The sequence below is a fragment of the Mesorhizobium sp. ESP7-2 genome (assembly GCF_020164715.1).
In the GTDB taxonomy this organism is placed as follows: Bacteria; Pseudomonadota; Alphaproteobacteria; order Rhizobiales; family Rhizobiaceae; genus Mesorhizobium.
Genome location: NZ_JAIUGQ010000012.1, coordinates 126,546 through 150,434, shown reverse-complemented (window position 1 = coordinate 150,434; position 23,889 = coordinate 126,546). Strand labels below are relative to the sequence as shown.

19 protein-coding genes are annotated in these 23,889 nt (G+C 61.6%); 13 read left to right on the top strand and 6 right to left on the bottom strand.

The window, feature by feature from the left end; genetic code table 11:
- Positions 1 to 46: 46 nt before the first annotated feature.
- Positions 47 to 3,004, bottom strand: a complete 2,958-nt coding sequence (locus LB543_RS14640; protein ID WP_224614558.1) for a ribonuclease E/G — start codon at positions 3,002 to 3,004, stop codon at positions 47 to 49.
- Between the two features lie 653 nt (positions 3,005 to 3,657).
- Here LB543_RS14640 and LB543_RS14635 point away from each other — a divergent pair.
- The 7 genes from LB543_RS14635 to LB543_RS14605 all read left to right on the top strand — a co-directional run bounded on the left by LB543_RS14635 (position 3,658) and on the right by LB543_RS14605 (position 11,873).
- Entirely contained in the window at positions 3,658 to 4,920 is a 1,263-nt protein-coding gene (locus tag LB543_RS14635) for an N-acetylmuramoyl-L-alanine amidase (protein WP_140760128.1), read from the top strand.
- 213 nt (positions 4,921 to 5,133) lie between these two features.
- Positions 5,134 to 7,578 carry a penicillin-binding protein 1A gene (locus LB543_RS14630; RefSeq protein ID WP_140760130.1) on the top strand — a complete coding sequence of 815 codons (2,445 nt, stop codon included), beginning with the start codon at positions 5,134 to 5,136 and terminating at the stop codon, positions 7,576 to 7,578.
- Positions 7,579 to 7,701: 123 nt separating this feature from the next.
- Positions 7,702 to 8,833, top strand: a protein-coding gene (prfB, locus tag LB543_RS14625) for a peptide chain release factor 2 (RefSeq protein WP_224595458.1) whose coding sequence is annotated in 2 segments (ribosomal slippage) — positions 7,702 to 7,767 and positions 7,769 to 8,833 — 1,131 coding nt in all. Because the reading frame shifts where the segments join, the coding sequence is not laid out codon by codon here.
- Between the two features lie 512 nt (positions 8,834 to 9,345).
- Positions 9,346 to 9,723, top strand: a complete 378-nt coding sequence (locus LB543_RS14620) for a hypothetical protein (RefSeq protein ID WP_140760134.1) — start codon at positions 9,346 to 9,348, stop codon at positions 9,721 to 9,723.
- A gap of 116 nt (positions 9,724 to 9,839) precedes the next feature.
- Positions 9,840 to 10,208 carry a GFA family protein gene (locus LB543_RS14615; protein WP_140760136.1) on the top strand — a complete coding sequence of 123 codons (369 nt, stop codon included), beginning with the start codon at positions 9,840 to 9,842 and terminating at the stop codon, positions 10,206 to 10,208.
- A gap of 153 nt (positions 10,209 to 10,361) precedes the next feature.
- Positions 10,362 to 11,012, top strand: coding sequence for an OmpA family protein (locus LB543_RS14610; protein WP_140760139.1), 651 nt, complete (start codon positions 10,362 to 10,364; stop codon positions 11,010 to 11,012).
- 255 nt (positions 11,013 to 11,267) lie between these two features.
- Positions 11,268 to 11,873 (top strand): hypothetical protein, encoded by a 606-nt coding sequence (locus LB543_RS14605; protein WP_140760141.1) that lies wholly within the window; start codon positions 11,268 to 11,270, stop codon positions 11,871 to 11,873.
- 150 nt (positions 11,874 to 12,023) lie between these two features.
- Here the strand turns inward: LB543_RS14605 and LB543_RS14600 are convergent, their stop codons facing one another.
- The gene (locus tag LB543_RS14600) at positions 12,024 to 13,601 is read right to left on the bottom strand and encodes a DEAD/DEAH box helicase (RefSeq protein ID WP_224614557.1); all 1,578 of its coding nucleotides are present in this window, start codon (positions 13,599 to 13,601) and stop codon (positions 12,024 to 12,026) included.
- 192 nt (positions 13,602 to 13,793) lie between these two features.
- Entirely contained in the window at positions 13,794 to 14,567 is a 774-nt protein-coding gene (locus LB543_RS14595; RefSeq protein WP_224614556.1) for an NAD kinase, read from the bottom strand.
- Between the two features lie 333 nt (positions 14,568 to 14,900).
- On the opposite strand from LB543_RS14595, the gene LB543_RS14590 reads away from it, so the two are divergent.
- Both LB543_RS14590 and LB543_RS14585 read left to right on the top strand, forming a co-directional pair.
- Positions 14,901 to 15,092 carry a hypothetical protein gene (locus LB543_RS14590; RefSeq protein WP_127869399.1) on the top strand — a complete coding sequence of 64 codons (192 nt, stop codon included), beginning with the start codon at positions 14,901 to 14,903 and terminating at the stop codon, positions 15,090 to 15,092.
- A 232-nt stretch (positions 15,093 to 15,324) separates the two neighbouring features.
- Positions 15,325 to 16,293, top strand: coding sequence for an NAD-dependent epimerase/dehydratase family protein (locus LB543_RS14585; protein ID WP_224614569.1), 969 nt, complete (start codon positions 15,325 to 15,327; stop codon positions 16,291 to 16,293).
- A 33-nt stretch (positions 16,294 to 16,326) separates the two neighbouring features.
- Here the strand turns inward: LB543_RS14585 and glf are convergent, their stop codons facing one another.
- Together glf and LB543_RS14575 are read right to left on the bottom strand one after the other, a co-directional pair.
- Positions 16,327 to 17,511 carry a UDP-galactopyranose mutase gene (gene glf / locus LB543_RS14580; RefSeq protein ID WP_224614555.1) on the bottom strand — a complete coding sequence of 395 codons (1,185 nt, stop codon included), beginning with the start codon at positions 17,509 to 17,511 and terminating at the stop codon, positions 16,327 to 16,329.
- A gap of 16 nt (positions 17,512 to 17,527) precedes the next feature.
- Entirely contained in the window at positions 17,528 to 18,430 is a 903-nt protein-coding gene (locus LB543_RS14575; RefSeq protein WP_224614554.1) for a hypothetical protein, read from the bottom strand.
- A 187-nt stretch (positions 18,431 to 18,617) separates the two neighbouring features.
- On the opposite strand from LB543_RS14575, the gene LB543_RS14570 reads away from it, so the two are divergent.
- The 4 genes from LB543_RS14570 to LB543_RS14555 all read left to right on the top strand — a co-directional run bounded on the left by LB543_RS14570 (position 18,618) and on the right by LB543_RS14555 (position 23,119).
- Positions 18,618 to 19,547, top strand: a complete 930-nt coding sequence (locus LB543_RS14570) for a hypothetical protein (RefSeq protein WP_224614553.1) — start codon at positions 18,618 to 18,620, stop codon at positions 19,545 to 19,547.
- A 287-nt stretch (positions 19,548 to 19,834) separates the two neighbouring features.
- Complete coding sequence (locus LB543_RS14565; RefSeq protein ID WP_140760159.1) at positions 19,835 to 20,869, top strand: extracellular solute-binding protein; 1,035 nt, start codon at positions 19,835 to 19,837, stop codon at positions 20,867 to 20,869.
- A gap of 99 nt (positions 20,870 to 20,968) precedes the next feature.
- Positions 20,969 to 22,396, top strand: coding sequence for an amidase (locus LB543_RS14560; RefSeq protein WP_224614552.1), 1,428 nt, complete (start codon positions 20,969 to 20,971; stop codon positions 22,394 to 22,396).
- 21 nt (positions 22,397 to 22,417) lie between these two features.
- Positions 22,418 to 23,119, top strand: coding sequence for a TetR/AcrR family transcriptional regulator (locus LB543_RS14555; protein ID WP_224614551.1), 702 nt, complete (start codon positions 22,418 to 22,420; stop codon positions 23,117 to 23,119).
- Between the two features lie 8 nt (positions 23,120 to 23,127).
- Here the strand turns inward: LB543_RS14555 and LB543_RS14550 are convergent, their stop codons facing one another.
- Positions 23,128 to 23,889 carry an MBL fold metallo-hydrolase gene (locus LB543_RS14550; protein ID WP_224614550.1) on the bottom strand — a complete coding sequence of 254 codons (762 nt, stop codon included), beginning with the start codon at positions 23,887 to 23,889 and terminating at the stop codon, positions 23,128 to 23,130.

The following is a 23,889-nucleotide window of genomic DNA, read 5'->3' as shown; positions in this document are numbered from 1 at the left end:
CGCGGGATTCTTTTTGTCAGAAAATCAATTCAACAGTTTGAAAAGCTTAGAAAAACCCTTTCCGCTGCCACCAGCCGGCACGCTTCGGCTTTTCTTCGGCCTTGGCTTCGGGCTCATCGGCCACGGTCGAGGAAACCACCGGCACGACAGGTGTATCGGCTGCTGCCGCCTTGCGGCGTGACGGCCGGGCCTTCGGTGTCTCCCCGGCGGCCGCTGCCTCGTCTGATGCCGTGGCCGGCGTCTCGGCGGGTGCCTGCACGGCTACTTCCGCGGTCGGCTCCTCGGCGGTGGCTTCGGCGGCTGCCTTCTTCGGCTTGGCTGCGCGACGCGGCTTCTTGGGCTTCTCGGTGCTCGGCGCCTCGTCGCTCACGGCAGCCGCCGGTTCTTCGACGGCAGCGGCAGCCACCGGCTCGATCGACACAGGCTCGCTTAGGGAAGCGTCAGCCTCGGCAGGCTCGGTCGCGTCGCCGGCTTCCGCCTCGGTCTCGCCTTCGCCGTCTTCGCGACGGTTGCGCTTGCCGCCGCGTTTGCCGCGCCGGCGCTTCTTGCCTTGGCCATCGTCGGATGCTTCCGCCGTTTCGACGGTCTCGCTTGCGGCGACCGCGGCCTCGTCGTCTGTCTCGGCGTCGTCATGGTCCGCCGCGCCTTCCGACGCGGAGAGGCCGTCATCTGACGTGGAGAGAGAAGTGCCGTCCGTCGGGGCGCCATGCTCGCGGTCGCGATCCTTGCCGCCGCGCCGCCTGCGACGCTTGCGGCGCTTGCGGTCGCGGCCTTCGCCTTCCTCACCGGATCTGGGCTGCTGATGCTGCGACGGCTGGGCGTGCCGTGGTTGCTCGGCTTGAGCCGGCGCTTCGTCTTCCTCCTCGACGACGACGATCTCGTCCTCGGGCTCTTCCGGCTCGACATAGGCCGGCAGACTGCGCACCTCGACGAAGCCTTCCGGCTTCTCGGCCAGTGCCCCGCGGAAGATCGCATAGTGCTGCGAGCCGACCGTATCGTCGGCCTCGATGGTGACGGTCAGGCCGAAGCGGCTTTCCAGTTCCACCAGCGTGCCGCGCTTGTGGTTGAGCACGTAGAGCGCGGTCGCGGCCGGCGTGCGTACCGTGATGTGGCTGCGCGAATCCTTGAGCAGGAATTCCTCGATCGCCCGTACCACCATCAGCGCCACCGACGAATCGGAGCGCACATGCCCGGTGCCGCCGCAATGCGGGCACGGCTTCATGGTCGATTCCAGCACGCTGGCGCGGATGCGCTGGCGCGACATCTCCATCAGGCCGAAATGCGAGATGCGGCCGACCTGAATGCGTGCGCGGTCGTTCTTGAGGTGATCCTTCAGCCGCTTCTCGACGGAGCGGTTGTTGCGGTTCTCCTCCATGTCGATGAAGTCGATGACGATCAGGCCCGCAAGGTCGCGCAGCCGGAGCTGGCGGGCGACTTCCTCGGCCGCTTCCAGATTGGTGTGGAGCGCGGTGTCCTCGATCGAGTGCTCCTTGGTGGAGCGGCCCGAATTGACGTCGATGGCTACCAGCGCTTCGGTCTGGTTGATGATGATGTAGCCGCCGCTCTTCAGCGTCACTTGCGGCTGCAGCATGCGGTCGAGCTGCGCCTCGATGCCGTTGCGCACGAAGATCGGCGTCGTGTCGCGGAACGGCTGAACCACCTTGGCGTGGCTCGGCATCAGCATGCGCATGAAGTCCTTGGCTTCGCGGTAGCCCTCTTCGCCGGAAACCAGAATCTCGTCGATATCCTTGTTGTAGAGATCGCGCACCGAGCGCTTGATCAGGCTGCCTTCTTCATAGACGAGGGCAGGGGCCGTGGACTGGAGCGTGAGATTGCGCACGTTCTCCCACAGTCGCATCAGATATTCGTAGTCGCGCTTGATCTCGGCCTTGGTGCGGCTCTCGCCGGCGGTGCGCAGGATGACCCCCATGCCTTGCGGCACTTCGAGATCGGCAACGACTTCCTTGAGGCGCTTGCGGTCGACCGCGCTGGTGATTTTGCGCGAAATACCGCCGCCGCGCGCCGTGTTCGGCATCAACACCGAATAGCGGCCGGCGAGCGACAGGTAGGTGGTGAGCGCCGCGCCCTTGTTGCCACGCTCTTCCTTGACGACCTGCACCAACAGGATCTGCCGGCGCTTGATCACTTCCTGGATCTTGTACTGGCGGCGCACCGGCTTGCGGCGGTTGCGCACTTCCTCGAGTGCATCCTCAGCGCCGACGGATTCGATCTCATGATCGTCGGGATGGGAAGAGGATACTTCCTCGAGCATCCCGCGATCATTGTCGCTGGAAGTGGCTTCGCTGCCCTGTTCCGGCTGCGGAACAGGCTCGGAAATCACATCGGCTTCGACGGAGGCGGCGATCGACTTGGGGTCGCCGTCGCTGGTCTCGCTTTCGTCCTGTACTGAAGAGCCCCCGTCATCTTCGGATGCACCGTCCTGTTCGGATGCACCGGCGTGCTCCGAGGCATCCGCCGCGTGTTCCGTGATCCCGGAAACGTCGGGCATGTCCTCGGCGACGGCATCCGCGCCATTGTCGCTGTGTTCGTCTGCCTCGCCAGCGGTTTCGTTTGCCTCGCCGGTATCGGCTGTGCCGGCATCGCGCCTGTTTTCACCACGGTCGCGGGTCTTGCCGCCGCGCCGGCGACCGCGCCGTCCACGATCCCGGCTCTGGCGATCGTCGCCTTCGCCGTCCTCGTTCTCTTCGTCCTCGGCCTCCTGTGCTTCCGCGCGCAGCAGTGCCTGACGGTCGGCGACCGGAATCTGGTAGTAGTCGGGGTGTATTTCACTGAAGGCGAGAAAACCGTGACGGTTGCCGCCATATTCGACAAAGGCTGCCTGAAGGGAGGGTTCGACGCGCGTTACGCGGGCGAGGTAGATATTTCCTTTGAGCTGCTTCTTGTCCTGGGATTCAAAGTCGAATTCTTCGATACGGTTACCGCGTACGACGACAACGCGTGTTTCCTCCGGGTGGGAGGCGTCTATCAGCATTTTGTTGGGCATTATTTCGTTTCCCCCCGGCAGCCGTCAGCCGCAGCTGGCGGGGCAAAGCCCGCTGCTGTGTGTCTGGATGAGAGTGGGTGCCGGATAATTGAACGTCCGCCGGACGCTGCCCGCGTGTCATGGCGGTGCCGCCCGCAGCCATATTGGCGCGGTTTGATGCGGACCTTTCCATGATTGCGCTTGAAGCCATCGTCACCAGCAGAACCTTTTGAACCAAAGCCCGGAAACCGGACCAGCTTGTTTGCTCATACAGAGCCGGCGCGGGAACAAACCCGGCCGTTTTCCTCACGCAGGCGATTCCCCCGCCACGGGAGCACACCTGCGAAATTCGTCGCAATCACCTGAAGCCTTTTCGCCTGAAGCGAAAGGAGCCGCCTTTCATCTGACCCTGTAGCAGGAAGCTGCGGAGGAGGGCGGTTCCAGGATTGCAGTGATCCACCATCGCTTTTATGATTTGGCGGGTTGGAAGGCAACCCCGATTTCCGATGCCGGCAAAAACCAGTTCCGTTGCGTAAGCCTGGGTTCCGATCCTGCATGAAAAGGCTTGGTTAACCTTCTCTGGATACCAATCGTTAATCGAGTTCGCGGCCTAACCGGCACTTCGACGAAACGAGCCGGCGCCTGGCGCCAAACCGGGAGCGACTGGAAGAGAGATGGGACTGGCGGACTTCACAGACAAGGGATGTCGTGTTGGCGGCCAGATCCTCGGTGCCTTCTGTCTCGTGCTGCTGGTGGTGTTTTCGTTCGCCTTTTCCACTATTGCCGATGCCGCCGACGCGCCGCTCGTGGCGAAGGGCTACAAAATGGCCGGCGATGCCACCAAGATGCGCATCGTCATGGATTTCGATCGCGAGCCTGACATCAAATGGTTCCTGCTGCGCGGGCCCAACCGCCTTGTCATCGATCTTGCGAACACCCGATTTGCCGTCGATGCCAAGGATTTGAAGCCGCGTGGCCTTGTCAAGGGCGTGCGGCTCGGCGAACTCGGCGAGGGCGTCTCGCGACTGATCCTGACCGGCAAGGGGCCGTTCGCCGTCGACAAGCTCGATGTGCTCAAGAACGAGGACGGAAGCGGCTACCGCATTGCCATCGACATGTCGGCGGCGTCCGAACGTGAGTTTGACGCCGCCCTTGCCAATCAGGCACTGAGCACCGGTTCCACGGTTTCGACCGACAAGGGCGGCCGGGTCGGCACGGGACCAGTCTCCAATCCGGGCCACCGATTCACCGTCGTCATCGACCCCGGCCATGGCGGCATAGATGGCGGCGCCGAGGGCCTGCACGGTACTATCGAGAAGAACGTCACGCTGGCCTTTGCCACGGAGTTGCGCGACAAGCTCGCGGCCATCGGCAAATACGATGTCTTCATGACCCGTGATACCGATGAATATCTGCGCCTGGACGACCGCGTCCGCATTGCCCGCCAGCATGAGGCCGATCTGCTGATTTCCATTCATGCCGACACGATCAGCGTCAAGGGCATCCGCGGCGCCACTGTCTATACGGTCTCCGACAAGGCTTCCGACCCGGAAGCGCAGGCGCTTGCCGACCGTGAAAACCTGTCCGACCAGTTCGCCGGCATGGTCATCAAGGACGACAACAAGGAAGTGACCGATATCCTGATCGACCTGATCCGCCGCGAGACGCACACTTTCTCGATGAGTTTTGCCCACACATTGGTCGGTCAGCTCTCGACCAGCGTCGGCCTTATCAACAATCCGCAGCGTTCGGCCGGATTCAAAGTGCTGAAGGCCCCGGACGTGCCGTCCGTGCTAGTCGAGCTCGGCTATCTCTCGAACGCCAAGGACGAGGCGCAACTGCTCGACGCCGAGTGGCGCGGCAAGGCAGCGCAAAGCATCGCCAACGCCGTCGCATTGTTCGCTTCCGCGCGCGCCGGGATCGGAACCGGAGGTTGACCTCTGTCGCGGCGCCTGCAACCAGAGGCGGCGTTGCGGGATGACAACACCCGGCACTTTTATTTCCGGCTTGTGGCCGTGAAACGCGGCCCTGCCGTATTTTGTCCACATGGTGGCGACATGGGTTTTCGATTGCGGATTGGGACCGGCTCGAAAGCTTGCGTGGAAGGCGGCTTCGTTTAGGAAATTCCCGAACCAAGGACTGGAGCGGGTATGATTCGTCTCATTGGCTATTTTTTCGGCATCGGAACGACGCTGGCCCTTCTGGCCGCGGCGGGCGTTGCCCTCTACATCGGCCATATAGCAAAGGATCTGCCCGACTACGAAGTGTTGGCCAAGTACGAGCCTCCGGTGACCACCCGTATTCATGCCTCGGATGGCTCCCTGATGGCGGAGTATGCACGAGAACGGCGCCTGTATTTGCCAATCCAGGCCATCCCGGATCGCGTCAAAGCCGCCTTTCTGTCCGCGGAGGACAAGAATTTCTACAGCCACCCTGGTGTCGACATAACGGGGTTGGGCAGAGCGGTGATGACTTATGTTTCGGGTGGCCCCATGCAGGGCGGCTCGACGATCACCCAACAGGTTGCCAAGAACTTCCTGCTGACCAACGAGCGCTCCCTGGAACGCAAGGTCAAGGAAGCCATCCTTTCGTTCCGCATCGAACAGGCCTATTCCAAGGATCGTATCCTCGAGCTCTATCTCAATGAGATTTTCTTCGGCTTCAACGCCTATGGTGTCGCCGGCGCCGCACTGACCTACTTCGATAAATCGGTGAACGAGCTGACCGTGGCCGAGGCCGCTTATCTGGCATCGCTCCCGAAAGGTCCGGCCAACTACAATCCCTTCAAGCACGCCGACCGGGCTATCGAACGGCGAAACTGGGTGATCGGCCAGATGGTCGAAAACGGTTATGTGACGCCCGAAGAGGGCGCAAAGGCGAAGGCCGAGCCGCTTGGCGTTGCTCCGCGCCGCACCGGCTCCTACCTTTTCGCCGGCGAGTACTTCACGGAAGAGGTTCGTCGGCAGATCATCGCCCGCTATGGCGAGAACGCGCTCTATGAGGGCGGGCTGTCCATCCGCACCACCCTCGACCCGAAGGTCCAGCTCATTGCCCGCAAGGCGATGCAGAATGGATTGATGAAATACGATACTTTGCGCGGCTATCGCGGGCCGGTGAAGACGATCGACGTCTCGGGCGACTGGGGTGTGCCGTTGGGCGCCGTCAAGGGACTGGAAGACGTTCCCGAGTGGTCGCTGGCCGTCGTGCTCGACAGTTCGGCGTCCGGGCTATCGATCGGCCTGCAGCCCGCACGCCAGGCGTCGGGCGATATCGTGAAGGAACGCGTCGAAGGCACCGTCAGCAAGGAAGACATGGGGTTTGCCATGCGCCATGTGGTCGACGGCAAGACAGTCAAGGCCAAGTCGCCGGCCGACGTGCTGAAGCCGGGCGACGTCATCTTCGTCCAGAAGAACGACGGTTCCGACAATGCCTACAGCCTTCGCCAGGTTCCCGAGGTGGAAGGCGGCCTGATCGCGATGGATCCGCACACCGGCCGCGTGCTGGCCATGGTCGGCGGTTTTTCTTATTCGCAGTCGGAATTCAACCGCGCCACGCAGGCAATGCGCCAGCCGGGCTCCTCGTTCAAGCCGATCGTCTATTCTGCCGCGCTCGACAATGGCTATACCCCGGCCTCGGTGATCATGGACGGACCGATTACGATCCAGAGCGGCAACACCACCTGGACGCCGAAGAACTATGACGGCACGGTCGCCGGCCCGGCGACACTGCGTTCCGGCATCGAGAAGTCGCGCAACCTGATGACGGTGCGGCTTGCCAATGACATGGGCATGAAGCTGGTCGTCGAATATGCCGAGCGCTTCGGCGTCTATGATCATCTGGCGCCATATCTGCCGATGGCGCTGGGTTCGGGCGAGACGACCGTCATGCGCATGGTTTCGGCCTATTCGATCATGGCCAATGGCGGTAAGTCGATCAAGCCGTCACTGATCGACCGTATTCAGGACCGCTACGGCAAGACGGTGTTCAAGCAGGACGAGCGTGGCTGCGAAGGTTGCAACGCGACTGAGTGGAAGAATCAGCCGGAGCCGGAACTTGTCGACAATTCCGAGCAGGTGCTCGATCCGATGACCGCCTACCAGATCACCTCGATGATGGAAGGCGTCGTCCAGCGCGGCACCGGTGCCACCGTCGGCGAGCTTGGCCGCCATATCGCCGGCAAGACCGGCACCACCAACGACGAGAAGGACGCCTGGTTCATCGGCTACACGCCGAACCTCGTGGTTGGTCTCTACATGGGTTACGACACGCCGCGCGGCCTTGGTCATGGCGCCACCGGCGGCGGTCTTGCCGCCCCGATCTTCAAGGATTTCATGCGCGTGGCGCTGGACGGCACGCCCAATGTCGACTTCAAGGTGCCTGACGGCATGAACCTGATCGCCATCAACCGCAAGACCGGCATGCGCGCCACCTCGGGCGATCCGGGCACCATCATCGAGGCCTTCAAGCCGGGCACCGGCCCCGCCGATAGCTACTGGGTAATCGGCATGGGCGCCGACGGCTCCAATGCCTCCGGCGGCGCGTTGTCGCCACAGGCCAACCAGGCCATCCAGGACGGCGGCGGCGGCCTTTACTGACGGTTCACACGTCCAAATGGGCCAGCCTCGAACTGGCCCATTTCGCTTTACACTTGGCGGCACCGTCCCTATGTATCGCGCCGACCGAAGCGTCATTTCAGCAACAGGACAAATTACCAGGCCATGCGCGCGGAAACGCAGAATATTGTCGACGAGATCAGGCAGGCGATAACCCTGCTGAGGAGGCATCTTTGACTGGGATCAGGCCATAAAGCGGCTTGAATACCTGAACGTGCGGGCCGAGGACGCCAGCCTCTGGAACGAACCGCTGGAAGCGCAGAAGCTGATGCGCGAACGCCAGGGCCTCGAGGAAGGCATCGCGGCGGTCAAGGGGCTGACCCAGGCGCTGGAAGATAACATCGGCCTGATCGAGCTGGGCGAGGAAGAGGGCGACGAAGGCGTCGTCGCCGAAGCCGAAGCCGCGATCCGCTCGATGCAGGGCGAGGCCAAGGCCCGCCAGGTCGAGACGTTGCTCTCGGGCGAGGCCGATGCCAACGACACCTATCTCGAAATCCACGCTGGCGCCGGCGGTACCGAAAGCCAGGACTGGGCCTCGATGCTGTTGCGCATGTACACGCGCTGGGCCGAGCGCCGCCGCTTCAAGGTAGAGGTGCTGGAAGTGCATGACGGCGAAGAGGCCGGCATCAAGTCCGCAACCTTGCTGATCAAGGGCCATAATGCCTATGGCTGGATGAAGACCGAATCCGGTGTCCATCGCCTGGTGCGCATCTCACCCTATGACAGCAATGCGCGCCGTCATACGTCGTTCTCCAGCGTCTGGGTCTATCCTGTCGTCGACGACAGGATTGAGATCGACGTCTCCGAATCGGACGTGCGCATCGACACTTATCGTTCGTCCGGCTCGGGCGGCCAGCACGTCAACACCACCGATTCGGCCGTGCGCATCACCCATATCGCCACCGGTATCGCGGTCGCCTGCCAGGCCGAACGCTCGCAGCACAAGAACAAGGCCAAGGCCTGGGAAATGCTGCGCTCGCGACTCTACGAGGAAGAGCTGAAGAAGCGCGAAGCGGTCGCCAACGCCACCGAGGCGTCGAAAAGTGATATCGGCTGGGGTCACCAGATCCGCTCCTACGTGCTGCAGCCCTATCAGTTGGTGAAGGATCTGCGCACCGGCGTCGAAAGCACCAGCCCGTCGAGCGTGCTCGACGGCGACCTCGACGATTTCATGGAGGCCTCGCTGTCACAACGCATCGAGGGCGGCGCGGGCGAAGTGGTAGCCGACCTAGATTAGGCTGCTTGTGCGGTCATCGCAAGGCTTCTGATTCGGCATGTTGCTCTCGTGCGGGACGGGGTCTTTCCCTGTCCCCAAAACGGGAGCGTCGCATGTTTGTCGCTCGTCCGGCGGCCCCACATCTTCGTGGGCTGCGGGGCGACTGGTTCTCCATTGCTGACGATCTGCGACCATATCACCGGCAATCAAGAGCATGTGATCGCGCGCATCTGCGATCGGCCGGCTGGAACCACTCCGGACCAATCCCGTTGTTTGCATGCCCCGCCTTCCGGGAACGAACTTGGTCTGAATCTCGTCAGGGGTAGCAGTATGTATGTCATGCGCGTGCGCCCCATGGTCTGGGCGCTGCGGCTTCTTGCGCCGACCAAGGAATCAGCCCAGCATCCAAACGCTGGGAGACAAAAAGCATTTATGGCCGGACGCGGCATATCTGCGACTGACGATCCGGCCACTGGGAAGACACGTTCCGGGAACGGGCAGGCGAAATGCTTGACGCTCGAAAGGAACGTCCCATGTCTGCTGCCACGCCCAGATCGGCCCGAGCCGTTCAACCGGTCGGCCGGCTTATGTTTTCCCTGTTCGCCATCGGCGTGATCGCGATGTTCGCGCCAGCTGCTTTTGCTCATGACGCCAAGCCGACGGCGGCAAAGCCGCAGGGTTGGAGCTATCCATTCGCCTGCTGCGCCAACTATGACTGTCGTGCCGCGCATACCGGCGAGGTGCTGGAGAAACCCGAGGGCTACGTGATCGCCGGCACCGGCGAGGTGGTTCCGATGACGGACAAGCGCGTCAAGGACAGCCCTGACGGCGAGTTTCACTGGTGCGCTCATCAAGCCGGTCTCGATGCCGGCAAGACGATATGCCTGTTCGTGCCGCCGCGTTCTTTTTGATGCCGCGCTGGCGGCCAACGCCCTTCGGCAGACGCGTCTGTTGACGGACGGTTGTCAGGATCGCTTCTTTATGGTGCCTTGCCGCTTGGGCGCAGGACAATGGAGAGGTGATGTTCATGGCCATCAAGGGAAGCTGCCACTGCAAGGCGACGATATTCGAGGTGTCGGAGGCGCCGCGGACGGTGACACAATGCACCTGTTCGTTCTGTTCGAAACGCGGCTCGCTTTGGGCCTACTATACCCCATCGCAGTTCAAGCTCGTCACGCCGCTGAAGAACGTTTCCTTCTATCAATGGGGCTCGAAGACCGTAAAGCATGGTTTTTGCGCAAGCTGCGGCTGCGGCACCTTCACCGAAACACCGGACTGGTCGACCGGCGAGCCGGATTTCGACAATCCGAAGATCAGCGTCAACTCGCGGCTGTTCGATGACTTCGATCTCGACAAGGTCGAAGTGGTGATCATTGACGGCAAGAATCTCTGGTAGCCCGTCAAGGGTGCTTCGTTGCGCAACAGAGCCCGGGAAAAGCCGCGACGCCCACTTTTCCCGTTCCGTTTTTCGCCGCATTTCATGGTACAAGTCGCGGTAAGGGCTGATTTGGCGCCGTCGTAAGGCGTGACTTGGAGAGGGAACCATCCTATGAAAAAGACCGTGCTCGTCGCGATGGCGACGGCTCTGCTCGTGACCGCGTGCACCACCACCGATCCGTATACGGGCGACCAGAAGATTTCCAACACGGCCGCGGGCGCGGGTCTTGGCGCCCTGGCAGGCGCCAGCCTTGGTCTGCTTGCTGGCGGCAATGATCGTCGCAACGCGCTGATCGGCGCCGGCATCGGCGCGCTGGCCGGGGGCGCCATCGGTGCAACCATGGACCAGAACGAGGCTGAACTGCGCCGGCAGCTCCAGGGCACCGGCGTCAGCGTCACCCGCAGCGGTGATCAGATCATCCTCAACATGCCGTCCGACATCACCTTCAACACCGACCAGGACGCGGTGAAGCCCGGCTTCTACCAGGTGCTGAATTCGGTGGCGCTGGTGCTGAAGAAGTTCAAGCAGACCACGGTCGACGTTTTCGGCCATACCGATTCGACCGGTGGCGACCAGCACAATTTCGATCTGTCGCAGCGCCGTGCGCTGGCGGTCGCGAACTATCTGTCCGGCCAGGGCGTCGATCAACGCCGCTTCGCCGTCACCGGATTTGGCAAGACAAGGCCCGTCGCGTCGAATGCCACGGCCGAGGGCCGGGCCCAGAACCGACGCGTCGAGATCCAGCTTTCGCCGCTCACCTGAGCAGAATCGCGTCTCAAGCGATGCGAGAAACGGCCCCAAATGGGGCCGTTTTTCATCCAGCCGTGTATTGGCGCTCGGTTTCGTGACAGCAGTCAAAGAAAATTAGCAAGATCTAATAAATTCTTTTCCGCGGCCGTGGAAAGGATTAGCATCGACGCTGTTCCAGAGAGGATGGGGCGGTTTAATCGGCCGCGCAATCAACATCGTTGCCGCCTCGGTCTTGCACGGCCAGATCATGAAATCTGGGAGGAATGCATGACAAGAACAGCCAGTCTTGGGCGCTGCGGCGTCCTCGCTTTGACAAGCGTTGTAGGCGCATGGTTAGGCCTCGCCACGGCTCATGCCGAGGACGCCAACAAGGCCGACATCGACGCGTTGAAGAAATCGCTCGCCAAATATCAGGATTACACCGCCGCCGTCCGCGATCTCTATCTGTCGACGGTCGGCTGCGTCTACTACAGCGGAGAAAAGATACCCGGCTCCATGGTTTATCCGAAGGGCGCCATGGGCATCCATTTCGTCAACGTCCCAAGTGTCGGCCAGAAACTAGATCCGATGCATCCCAATGTATTGATCTACGAGCCGACCAAGAAAGGCCTGAAATTGGTCGGCGTGGAGTGGCTGGTGCCGCTGACCCCGGACATCAAGGAACCACCCAAGCTGTTTGGTCAAACCTTCATGGGCCCGATGGAGGGACACTATCCGCTAATTCCCAGGGAGTTCGTCCACTACGATCTTCACGCCTGGCTCGAGGACAATCCGAACGGCATGTTCAGCCCGACGAACCCGAAGGTGAAATGCGACAAGGCCGAGTTTCCGATGCTGGAGAAACCGACCAAGATGATGCCCGGGCCGATGTGACCTGGAGCGGACCAGTGTCCAATGGAATTGCTGAACCGCCCCAATGTTTCGTTCCCACGCAATTCCGGGACGCTATACGCTTTCCTCGAATTGCTCTTGGCTGCAGGGCGAAAAAGGAGGCAAGCCGGGTAGCCGGCTTGCTGGCTGGAATCAGACCTTGGCGACGATGCGCATGAAGGCCGGCATGTCGTCGCCGAAGCCGACTGTGGTGTCGTTGTCTTCCTGATGATGGCGGGCAGGGCGGTTATTGCTGCGCTGCGGCCTGGTATCACCGCGCTCAGGCGCGCGCGGCTCATTGCGGTCGGACGATTTGCGCTCCGTGTTTTCCGAACGGATTGCATCCTTGCGCGCGCGCCGTTCGGCAATATCGGCCGTCTCGGCCACATCGGGCTGCGGTTGAGCAACCGCGGTCGCGGCATCTTCCTCGCTGTGCCTGCCGCGACGCTCGCCGCCCTTCTTGCGCCCGCCCCTGTCGTTGCGGTCCTCGTCCTTGCGGCCGGCACGGCGCGGCGCGCCTTTGCCGCGGCGCGGAGCATCGTCCTCGCCTTCGCTGGCAACCACCGTCGACAGGTCGCCGTCATGCCACTCGATCTTGGCGCCGATCAGCCGCTCGATGGCATCGATATACTTGGTGTCGGACTTGGTCGCGATGGTGAAGGACTTGCCCGAGCGCCCGGCGCGGCCGGTGCGGCCGATGCGGTGGACATAGTCCTCGGCGTGGATCGGCACGTCGTAGTTGAAGACATGGCTGACATCGGGAATGTCGAGGCCGCGCGCGGCGACATCCGAGGCGACGAGATAGCGCAGCTTGCCGTCGCGGAAATTGGCCAGCATCTGCATGCGCGCGCGCTGGTCCATGTCGCCATGCAGCGCACCGGCGTCGAAATCATATTTCAGCAGCGAGCGGAACAGCTCCGAAACCTCGATCTTGCGGTTGCAGAAGATGATCGCGTTCTTCAGCTCCGCGTCCTCGGCCTTGATCAGGTTACGCAGCGTTTCGCGCTTGTCCCAAGGCTTCGAGCCCGATTTGACCAGCCGCTGGGTGATGTTGGTAGCCGCCGACGCGGCCTTGGAGACCTCGACGCGGACCGGCGCATGCAGGAATTTTTCCGTCAGCTTGGTGATCTCCGGCGGCATCGTCGCCGAGAAGAACAGCGTCTGCCGAGTGAACGGGATCATCTCGCAGATACGCTCGATATCGGGAATGAAACCCATGTCGAGCATGCGGTCGGCCTCGTCGATGACCAGGATCTCGACGCCGTTGAGCAGCAATTTGCCGCGCTCGCGGTGGTCGAGCAGGCGGCCTGGCGTCGCGATCAGCACATCGGCGCCGCGCTCCAGTTTCTTGTCCTGCTCGTCGAACGACACGCCGCCGATCAGCAATGCGATGTTGAGCTTGTGGTTCTTGCCGTATTTGACGAAGTTTTCTTCGACCTGCGCGGCAAGCTCACGCGTCGGCTCCAGGATCAGCGTGCGCGGCATGCGGGCGCGGGCGCGGCCCTTTTCCAGCCGGGTCAGCATCGGCAGCACGAAGGAGGCGGTCTTGCCGGTGCCGGTCTGGGCAATGCCCAGCACGTCCTTGCCGAGCAAGGCGTGCGGGATCGCACCAGCCTGGATCGGGGTCGGCTGGGTGTAGCCGGCATCGGTGACTGCGGAAAGCACCTTCGGCGACAGGCCAAGGTCCGAAAAGGTCAACGCTTCTTGAGCGATCGTCGTGTCTGAGGACAAGTGTTGCTGTCTTTGGCTGGTTCGGGGAAGCGCAACGTCATTCGTCGCGGCAAGCGCCACGCGCCTGCAAGATTGGTATTGCGATTAGGCGCAAGCCCGCGATTTGTCAACAGAAACGGGCAGGATTGGTGCGATTGTGAAGTTGTAACCTTAATCGCGATGCTTAATCCGACCGCTTGTCTCCGTGCCGGCTCAGTAACGGAACTGTTCGGCCAGGATGCGTTCGTTCCAGGAGTGGTTGGGATCGAACAGCAAAGTCGCGGTGGCGGTCGGCGATTCCCGCACCGTAACCGATGTCACCGCCTTGACCTCCGTGTGGTCGGCGGCGGCGTTCACCGGCCGCTTTTCCGGCTCCAGAATGTCGAAGCGCACGGTCGCCTTGTTGGAGAGCAATGCGCCGCGCCAGCGTCGCGGACGAAACGGGCTGACCGGCGTGAGAGCCAGAAGCGGCGCGTCGAGCGGCAGGATAGGGCCGTGCGCGGAAAGATTGTACGCGGTCGATCCGGCCGGCGTCGCGATCATGACGCCGTCGCAGTTCAGTTCCTCGAGCCGTATCTGTTCATCGACGCTGATGCGGATCTTGGCCGTCTGATAGGATTGGCGCCACAGCGCAACTTCGTTGATCGCCAGCGCCATGACGTGTTCGCCATCCGAGGTGGTTGCCAGCATCTCCAGCGGGCGGATCGTCTCGGCGACCGCGGCCGCGATGCGCTCGGTGAGCCCTCCGGACCGGTACTCATTCATCAGGAAGCCGATGGTGCCACGGTTCATGCCGTAGACTTTCTTTCCAGTGCCCATCGTGTCGCGCAAGGTCTGCAGCAGGAAGCCGTCGCCTCCCAGCGCCACCACGACGGTCGCCTCGGCGACCGAACGTTGGCCATAGCGCGCCGACAGGCTTTCAACAGCCGCCTTGGCGTCTGTTGTCTCGGACGAGACGAAGGCGATGCTGTTGGCGGCTGTGCTCATGGCTTCCCGATCGCGACCGATTGGCGCCGGCAGGTTCTGGCCGCGCCAGCGCCGGGGTAGCATGGGGCGGGCGGGTCTGCAAAGAGAGCCTCCGCCAGTTCACGAAGTGACGTGCGGCAGTGCCGCCACATGGGCCGGTCGCGGTTGATGTCGTGGCGCGATCGAATGTGATGGTTAAGGCCAGGCTTAAGGTCTCGTAAAGCCGGATCGATCATGTTAGCCGGCATGGGTGGCGTGGGGCGCCCGCAGCACTACCTTATCCTTCGGGACGCAAAGGACGTTGCGGCACGTTAGATTTGTGCGCGTGATCCCGCGGATCCTGATGCCGGGGACATGCGCCAGCCAGACGAGGCCGACATATTGCCGGTAGCACGCCTGATCATCGTCTTTGTCATGTTGGGAAGTTTCGCGCTTGTCTTCGCCGAACTGGTGCGCCAGTCGGAACAAATGAGCGCCAGGCCGGTCCCGACGGCGTCACGCTGCGGTGATGCCGCCGGAATGCCTTGCCCGCAAAGGGCACTGTAGGCCGCCCAGACACGCTGACCGGACCAATATCGCCGAACTCGGCAGGCACCAGCCGTGATCCAGAGGTGACCGATCACCGGCTGGCGCAAGACAAGTTTGATCGTTGCAATTGCGGCATATACAAAAGCACTGATAGAAGCGCTTTGGATCTGACATTGGATTCCGTTTCTCTCGTTTCTGGGAATCGAGCCGCGCGCCGGGTTGACCGGCCGAATCTGGGTGGTAGGGCATGCTGCGTAGCGTATTGGTTTCCGGGGGCTGCGGCTTCATCGGATCGCATCTTGTCGATCGCCTGCTGCGGCGCGACGATCTGGAAACGCTTGTCGTCGTCGACAATTTGTGGACCGGATTGCGCGACAACATAGCCCATGTCTCGGATCCACGCTTCAGCCTGCGGATTGGCGATGCCGAAAGCTTCGAGGCGAGTGGGCATTTCGATGAGATCATCCATCTGGCGTCACCGGCTTCGCCCGTATGGTATATGCGCGAACCGGTCCGCACGATCAAAGCCAATATAGGCGGCGCGCTCAATCTCCTGTCGCTGCTGCGGCCCGGCGGCCGCTTCTGTTTTGCCTCGACCTCGGAAGTTTATGGCGATCCCCTGGTGTCGCCGCAGCCGGAGAGCTACCGGGGATCCGTCGACTGCACCGGGCCACGGGCGTCCTACGACGAGGGCAAGCGCTGCACCGAAGCGCTGCTGTTCGAACAGCAGCGCGTCAGCGGGCTCGATGTCCGAGTCGTCAGGCTGTTCAACACATATGGGCCGCGAACGCGCATCGATGATGGCCGCGCCGTTTCGAATTTTGTCAGCCAGGCCCTGACGACCGGAATCCTGACGGTTTACGGCGACGGTTCCCAGTCACGCAGCTGGGGTTATGTCGACGATATTGTCGATGGGTTGGAGCGCTTCTTCTGGCGCGACAGCATCTCGCACCGTGGTCCCCTGAACATCGGCAACAACCGCGAAATCTCGGTTCTCGACACCGCGAAATTCGTCTGCTCGCTTGTTCCCGGCAGTCGTATCGAACACCATGCGCCTGTCCCGCAGGATCCGACGACCCGGTGCCCGGACCTGACACTGGCAAGGCAGGTTCTTCCCGGCTGGGAAGCCACGACCGGTTACCAGGAGGGGATCCGGCGTACTTTCGAATGGTTCAGGCAACAGATTGCCGACGGCGGCAAATTGGCGGCGACGGCCTGAGAACCAGAGATTTGCGGCTTCAGACCCGGTCCGTCATGGCGACCGCGAAACAGAATCGAGCCGACCGGCGAAATAGGGCTCAAGCACGGTTTCGAAGGCCTTTAGGGCGGCACCGATCGCCTGGTGCATGTCGAGGTAGCGGTAAGTCCCCAACCGTCCCCCGAGATGCAGGTTTTTCTCCGCACTCGCCCGATCGAGATAACGGCGATAGACCGCCTGATCCTTGCGCGTGTCGATCGGATAATAAGGCTCGTCGGCGCGGCCGGCAAAACGGGAATACTCGCGGCCGATGAGCGTTTTGTCGCTCCCGTGCTGGCGCTCCGGGTTGAAATGCCGGAATTCGACGACGCGGGTATAAGGCACGGCTTCGTCCGCGTAGTTCATGATCGCCGTACCCTGGTGGTCCGGCATGTTCAGGACCTCCAGATCGATATCGATGGTTCGCCAGCCGAGTTCGCCCTCGCTATAGTCGAAATAGCGGTCGATCGGGCCGGTGTAGACGACCGGCAGGCCCTTCGGCAGCAAGGGCTTGATATCGAAGAAGTCGATGCCAAGCCGTGTTTCGATAAGCTCGTGCGCGAGCATCCTTTCGAATATCGCCGTATAGCCATCCACGGGTTGCCCCTGGAAGCGGTCGTTGAAATAACCGTCCTCGAACGTGTAACGGACGGGCAGGCGCGCGATGACCTGCGCCGGCAGTTCGCGCGGGTCCGTCTGCCATTGCTTGGCGGTGTAGCCCTTGATGAAGGCCTCGTAGAGGTGGCGGCCGACGAGGGAGATCGCCTTCTCCTCGAGATTGGCCGGTTGGCGGTCGCCCAGTTCCGCCGCCTGCTCGGCGATCATGCCACGCGCCTCGTCGGGGCTCAGCCGCTTGCCGAAGAACTGGCAGATCGTGGCAAGGTTGATCGGCAGCGGATAGACCTTGTCGCGATAAGTTGAGAACGCACGATGGCGATAGGCCGTGAAACCGGTGAAGGCGCGCAGATAGTTCCAGACCTCCTCGTTGGATGTATGGAACAGATGCGGCCCGTAGCGATGGATCTCGACGCCGGTGACCGGATCTTGTTCGGTGTAGGCATTGCCGCCGATATGCCGGCGCCGGTCGATCACCAGCACGCGCCGGCCAAGCTGCGTAGCGATGCGCTCGGCGAGTGTCGCACCGTAAAAGCCTGCGCCGACGATGAGGATGTCGGCCTTGGCCAGCAGGTTCCTGTCCATTCGCCTATCCGAATCCTTAGGGCTTGAGAATTATCTGGGACAGGTCGACCGACTTGGAATATTGCCTGCGCAGCAGGCGCCATAACAATTTCATCAATCGGTTCGCCTGGCGAAAGGCTTTCCTGTCCAAGAGATAGTCGGCCACCATACGCAGGCCGATCATGGGTTTCGATCGCCAGCGCCTGCCTTCGCGATCGACGGCCTCATAGGACAATGGAAAGAACTCGCCAAATCCATATTGCGACGCCAGTTGGCGATATTCGTCGTGAGGCGTTCTGCCTGACTTGAGCATCGCTGTCGCCAGATGAACTCCCACCGGCCGCGTATGACGAACGGGCAAGGCGTCGAAAACAGCCGATCTTCCCAGATTTTGCGCGGCAAGCCTTGTCCACAGGGAATCGAGGCCAAAACCGCTCATGGATTCTTTGAAAAGGGGCAGCATCTTGGCCGCGACGTCGGCTCTCAGGCAGGGAGCCATGATCTCGATCTTATCGACCAGGCGAAATTCGAAGCTCTTGCAGCGGAGAAATGGTAGGTGAGAAAAATAGCTGTCCAGCGTCAGTGCCGGCTGGGCAATGTGCAGATCCAGTCGGCGCATTTTGGCGAACATTGCTTCGATAGTCGTCCGGTCAGCCTCCAGATCATCGTCGGGGAACCAGATATACTGGTAACGATCGAGCAGGTCCGGCCGCTGGCTGAACAGGGCATGGATGCCATCCCATTTGCCGCCCTTGTGGTCGACCCTGTTTTCATACGGCTGCCGAAATGACGACGGATCAGTTCCATAGTAACTGACAACCAGGTCGAATTCGCATTCGGACACATCCGCTCCCCATCCGCGATGGAGAGAATTGTCTCCAGCCCTGACGATGACGAGATTGCGGCGGGTACTTGTCAAGGACTTGGTTTCGGCGTCCATTCATGGGTCCAAAGCTGTTATGGTGAGCCCCTACACCAAACCCGAATGAAAGCGAAGAGCCAAACATCCGAAGAAAATGATCGTCCAGCATTGATGTCTTGTACTGTGCTTGCGACACACCGCGAATCTAGATTCGCCTCTCGATCGATTCTAAGCTCGATGCGGAACCATTGCAGGCGGGACTCTCATGAAGCTGATTGTTGTGACCCCGGCCGGCCGCGAGAAATATCTTCGCCTGCTGAGCCATCATGTACTGAGAAGTCCCGAGGTGCACGAATGGCATCTGTGGGACAATTGCCGCAATGAAGCAGACCGCGCCTATCTCCAGAAATTGGCAGCCAGCGATCCTCGCTGCAAGATCAAGACGCTCCCGAGCGCCGACGGCAGCTTAGAGATCATCGGCAGGTTTTTCCGCTTCTGTGACGACGCCGACGCTCTCTATCTGCGCCTCGATGACGACGTGGTGTTTCTGGAGGAGGGTTTTCTTCCCAGATTTAAGGAGCGGGCGATGGCGGAAAAAGGCTCGGCCCTCTGGTATGCGCCGCTCATCATCAACAACGCGGTCTGCAGCACCCTGATCAAGAATTTTTCCAGGGTGCTGATCGATGGGCCACTCACCTGTCAGGCGATGTGTCCATATTCCTGGGCGCACGCAAGCTTTCCAATGGCGCTGCATCCGGTCTTCATCGAGGCCGTTCGGACGAACCGGCTTAGTGATTTCCGCGTCCCTGATCGGGAAGTCAGGTTGGGGCGCTTCTCGATCAACGCGATCGGTTTTTTCGGGTCGGAAGTGCTGGACATCGGCGAAGTCTTCTTTCCGCCGGGAAATGACGAAGAGGAATGGCTGTCAGTGACGTTGCCGGCGAAGCTCGATCGCCCAGGCAAGGTTTTCGGCGATCTGGTCGCCGCCCATTTCAGCTTCTTCACACAGGAGCAGCGCCTGCTGCAAACCACCATCCTTGACGACTATTACGCGCTCGCCGGGCTGCCCGCTCCCGCTTACGAGAAGCCGGTTGTCAAAACGAGATTGAAGGACCGATTGAGGCCATGGCGGAAGCGGAAGGACCCCGCGCCTAAATATAGGGTTTCCCTTCCAGCCGACAGGCATGACGCCTGAAGGCTGGAGCCTTCTCTTCGCTTTTTCACTCAGGTCGAAAACGTCAGGCAATTGCCGGCCAACACCAAGCCTGTCGAAAAGATATTGACTGTATAGTTAGTTATAATCTAGCTTCGAAAGCGAACACCGAGTTGGTCAGCTGGCGTCAGCCAGTGAATGGCCGCGAAGAGGGGAATTTTCCTGACCGCCATTCGGCCCGTTGCTGGGCGGAAGGCTCAGGCTTGTTCATCAGCAGGAATGGACCTGAGGCGGCGACGCCGCCGGTCCCAACAATGGGAGCAACTCGCATGAACTGGAAATTGACCGCTGCGGCCGTCGGGCTGTCGCTGTTCGCCGCAACAGGCGTCGCCCGCGCCGATGGCGAACTCAACATCTACACCTGGGGCAACTACACCAGTCCGGACCTGATCAAGAAGTTCGAGGAGACCTACAAGATCAAGGTCACCGTGACCGACTACGACTCCAACGACACCGCATTGGCTAAGGTCCGCCAGGGCGCTTCCGGCTATGACATCGTCGTGCCTTCCGCCAGCGTCGTGCCGATCTGGATCAGCGAAGGCCTCCTGCTGGAAACCGATCCCAACACGATGGAGAATTTCAAGAATGTCGATCCGCGATGGGTCGACGTTCCCTTCGATCCGGGCCGCAAATACACCGTTCCCTGGCAGTGGGGCACGACAGGCATTTCAGTGAACAAGTCGGTCTATTCAGGCGACCCGAACACGTCTGCGCTGTTCCTCGACCCACCGCCCGAGCTTGTCGGCAAGATCAATGTCGTCCCCGAAATGGGGGACATCATGTTCCTCGCAATCGCTTATGAAGGCGGAAAATACTGCACCAACGACATGCAGGTGCTGAAGAAGGTCCGTGACAAGCTGGTCGAGGCGAAGGCGAAATGGCTTTCGCTCGACTACGCGGCCGTCGACGGCCTGGGCAGGGGCGACATCGCCGCCGGCGTCGACTGGAATGGCATATCGCTGCGCGAGCGGCTGCAGAACGACAAGATCGTCTACGGCTATCCGAAGGAAGGTTTTCCGATCTGGATGGACAATGTCGCGGTTCTCAAGGACGCCAAGAACGTCGACAATGCCAAGCTCTTCCAGAACTTCATAATGGACCCGAAGAACGCCGCGATGATCTCGGCTTTCGCTCGCTATTCGAACGGGATCAAGGGCTCGGAAGCCTTCATGCCCGATGATATGAAGAACGCACCCGAGGTGAATATTCCGGCCGAATTCGCCGCCAAGGGCCAGTTCATGCCGGCCTGCCCACCGGATGTGCAGGCGCTTTACACCAAGATCTGGACCGATCTCCAGAAGTAGCGCCACCAGCCGAACCCGACAAAAAAGCCACCGGGCCGCGATGCGCGGTCCGGTCACCCCCAATGCCAGGTGCGATCACGTGATCGCGGGAGATTTTCGATGTCCGATCTCGACCTTTGCTACATGCCGGCAAGCGAGGCGCTGCGGCTGTTCAGGGCGAAGAAACTCTCGCCCGTCGAACTGATGCGGGCCACCATCCGCCGCGCCGAGGCTACCAAATCGACGATCAACTGCTTCACCTTCACGCATTTCGAGGAGGCGATGAAGCTGGCCGCTAAGGCGGAGGCGAAATATGCCAAGGGCGCCAGGACCGGCGCGCTCGAGGGGCTGCCGATCGGCATCAAGGACGAGAGCTACATCAAGGGCAAGCCGACGTCGCATGGCTCGCTGCTGTCCAGGGATGCCATAAGCGGACACACCTCGACGATGAACGAGCGCATCATCAAGGCCGGTGGCATCGTCCATGCGCGCACGGCGACGCCCGAATTCAGCTGCGCCGGTTATACCTGGTCGAAGCGGTGGGGCGTCACCCGCAACCCTTGGAATCCCGACTTCACACCGGGTGGCTCGTCGGGAGGTTCGGCGGCAACGCTGGCTTCGGGCACATCGTCGATCGCCACCGGCTCCGACATCGCCGGATCGATCCGAATTCCGGCGTCGGCCTGCGGTCTCGTCGGCTACAAGCCGCCTTATGGGCGCAACCCGGACGAGCCGCCCTTCAACCTGGATTTCTATTGCCATACCGGGCCGCTGGCGCGGAACGTCCGGGATGCGATCCTGCTGCAGAATGTCATGGCGGGGCCTAGTCCGCTCGACATCGCCACGCTTCGCCCCAAGCTGCGCCTGCCGCTCGATTACAAGCCGATCAAAGGCTGGAAGATTGCGTTCTCGATGGACCTGGGCTCTTTCGAGGTCGATGCCGACGTCCGCAGCAACATGCTTGCCGCGAGCGATGTGTTCCGCTCGCTTGGGGCGACGGTCGAGGAAGTCGATCTTGGCTGGGATGATGGAGTGCTCAAGGCAGGAATGGCCTATCTGGAGCATCTTTTCGGCGCTTCGCTGTCGCAATTGCTGGCCGAGCACGGCAGCGACATGACCAGCTATGCCAGGCGGTTTGCCGAGGACGGGCAAAAGTCCAAGGCCACCGACTTCGTCGCAACGCTGGATGTGGCGGCACGGATGTATCAGACGCTGGGTCCGCTGCTGGAAACCTACCATGTGCTGATCTGCCCGACGAACGCGCTTCCCGCGGTGCCGGCGGAGTTCGATCAGACCACCGGAACCGTCGAGATCAACGGCAGAGAGGTGAACCCTTCGCTGGGCTGGGTGATGACGACGCCGTTCAACATGCTGAGCCGCTGTCCGGTGCTTTCCATGCCTTCGGGGCGGGCGGCGAGCGGTGTGCCGACGGGCTTCCAGATCGTCGGTCGTACCTATAGCGACGCCGATGTCTTCCGGGCGGCGATGGCCTATGAAACGGCGCAGGGGCAATGGTACACAGACGCCGGAACGCGCCCATCGCTTTGACAGGCGGTGCAAGGGAAGTGGATGAAGATGGTGCAACGCAAGGCAACGGCAAAAGGCACGGCCGAGAGGGCCAAAGGCAGGGCTTCGGCCAATGACGCCGCGCCCAAGGACCGTCGCCGGGAACGCGGTGAAGCCAGCGTGCAGCGCATCATCGACGCCACCATCGAACTCATTGCGGAGGAGGGGCTGGCGAGCGTCACCATGCAGCGCATCGCCGAGCATGTCGGCTCGTCCAACGCCCTGGTGGTCTTTCATTTCCGCAGCAAGGAGAACTTGTTCAGGGCGGTGCTTCAGTATCTCAGCGATCAATATGACGCGCTGTGGCTCAATCTGGTGCGAGCCCCCGGCCTGTCGCCGGTCGAACGGCTGTTGGGCGCGGTCGGCTGCGCGCAGCGTTTCGCCAGAGAGCATCGGAAATGGGTGTCGGTCTTTGTCGCCTTCTCCAGCGACCGCAAGAGCATGCAGATCTACAATGAAATCGGCCTGCCCAGCGATCTCGCCTACACCGCCGAAGCGCGCGAACTGCTGGTCGAGATTTCGCGCGGCGGCGGTTACGCCGGCGTCGACATAGACACGCTGTCGGAGAGCCTGAATTACCTCGTTCACGGAGCGTGGTACTGGGATCACCTCAACCCGGCTGGCCGCGACACTGACGTCGTGCGCAAGACCATGCTGCTGCTGCTGCACCAGGCCTTTCCACGGCATTTTGACTTGATGCCATAACCCGCCCCTCAAAGGCTCTGCCGCAGATGGCAGCCGGCCTGCCGCTTGCGCGCGAGATACTCGTCGATCAACTGGCGGTAGCGCACCTTGCCGAAGCTCGGGAAATGGCCGCCATGCACGACCGAGACGTCCAGATCGCGCATGGCGAGCAGCGTCGCCATGTAGTCTGGAATATCCGAGTGGTAGACATCGTCGATAAGCGGGCCGTCATAGATGATGTCGCCGGACAGCAGGATGCCGGTCTTCTTTTCGTAAAGCGCAATGCCGCCCGGCGAGTGGCCTGGCGTGTGGACGACTTCGAAGGCGCGGTCGCCGAGATCGATGATGTCGCCATGCGCGAGCAGATGGTCGGCCGGCGCCGGCTGGATGCGGTAGCGCGCTGTTTCCCAGCCCTTCGGCTGGCGATCGAACATGTCATCGGTCGCATAGGTGCCGGCGGCGGTCCATTCGTTGCGCGGATCGCCGAGGATTGCCGCCTCCGCCGAATGCACGCAGCGATCGGGGAACTCATGGTGGCAGCCGATGTGGTCGAAATGCGTATGGCTGGCGACGCAGGTCAGCTTGCGCTCGCTCACCAGAGGCACATGCGTGCGCAGGCTGAAATGACCGAGACCACTGTCGAACAGGAGATCGCGGTCGCGGCCGCGCACGTGCCACATATTGCAGCGGAAGAACGGCTTGATCCAGGGCTCGTGGATCAGCGTGATGCCGTCCGCCATGCGGATCGTCTCGTACCAGTCCGGTGCGTCGATGACCGCGAGCATGCCCAT

Excerpts from the sequence above, each read along its gene's own strand:
- LB543_RS14640 (WP_224614558.1), bottom strand. The coding sequence starts at position 3,004 with ATGCCCAACAAAATGCTGATAGACGCCTCCCACCCGGAGGAAACACGC.
- LB543_RS14635 (WP_140760128.1), top strand. The coding sequence starts at position 3,658 with ATGGGACTGGCGGACTTCACAGACAAGGGATGTCGTGTTGGCGGCCAG.
- LB543_RS14630 (WP_140760130.1), top strand. The coding sequence starts at position 5,134 with ATGATTCGTCTCATTGGCTATTTTTTCGGCATCGGAACGACGCTGGCC.
- LB543_RS14620 (WP_140760134.1), top strand. The coding sequence starts at position 9,346 with ATGTCTGCTGCCACGCCCAGATCGGCCCGAGCCGTTCAACCGGTCGGC.
- LB543_RS14615 (WP_140760136.1), top strand. The coding sequence starts at position 9,840 with ATGGCCATCAAGGGAAGCTGCCACTGCAAGGCGACGATATTCGAGGTG.
- LB543_RS14610 (WP_140760139.1), top strand. The coding sequence starts at position 10,362 with ATGAAAAAGACCGTGCTCGTCGCGATGGCGACGGCTCTGCTCGTGACC.
- LB543_RS14605 (WP_140760141.1), top strand. The coding sequence starts at position 11,268 with ATGACAAGAACAGCCAGTCTTGGGCGCTGCGGCGTCCTCGCTTTGACA.
- LB543_RS14595 (WP_224614556.1), bottom strand. The coding sequence starts at position 14,567 with ATGAGCACAGCCGCCAACAGCATCGCCTTCGTCTCGTCCGAGACAACA.
- LB543_RS14590 (WP_127869399.1), top strand. The coding sequence starts at position 14,901 with ATGCGCCAGCCAGACGAGGCCGACATATTGCCGGTAGCACGCCTGATC.
- glf (WP_224614555.1), bottom strand. The coding sequence starts at position 17,511 with ATGGACAGGAACCTGCTGGCCAAGGCCGACATCCTCATCGTCGGCGCA.
- LB543_RS14575 (WP_224614554.1), bottom strand. The coding sequence starts at position 18,430 with ATGGACGCCGAAACCAAGTCCTTGACAAGTACCCGCCGCAATCTCGTC.
- LB543_RS14570 (WP_224614553.1), top strand. The coding sequence starts at position 18,618 with ATGAAGCTGATTGTTGTGACCCCGGCCGGCCGCGAGAAATATCTTCGC.
- LB543_RS14565 (WP_140760159.1), top strand. The coding sequence starts at position 19,835 with ATGAACTGGAAATTGACCGCTGCGGCCGTCGGGCTGTCGCTGTTCGCC.
- LB543_RS14560 (WP_224614552.1), top strand. The coding sequence starts at position 20,969 with ATGTCCGATCTCGACCTTTGCTACATGCCGGCAAGCGAGGCGCTGCGG.
- LB543_RS14555 (WP_224614551.1), top strand. The coding sequence starts at position 22,418 with ATGAAGATGGTGCAACGCAAGGCAACGGCAAAAGGCACGGCCGAGAGG.
- LB543_RS14550 (WP_224614550.1), bottom strand. The coding sequence starts at position 23,889 with ATGGGCATGCTCGCGGTCATCGACGCACCGGACTGGTACGAGACGATC.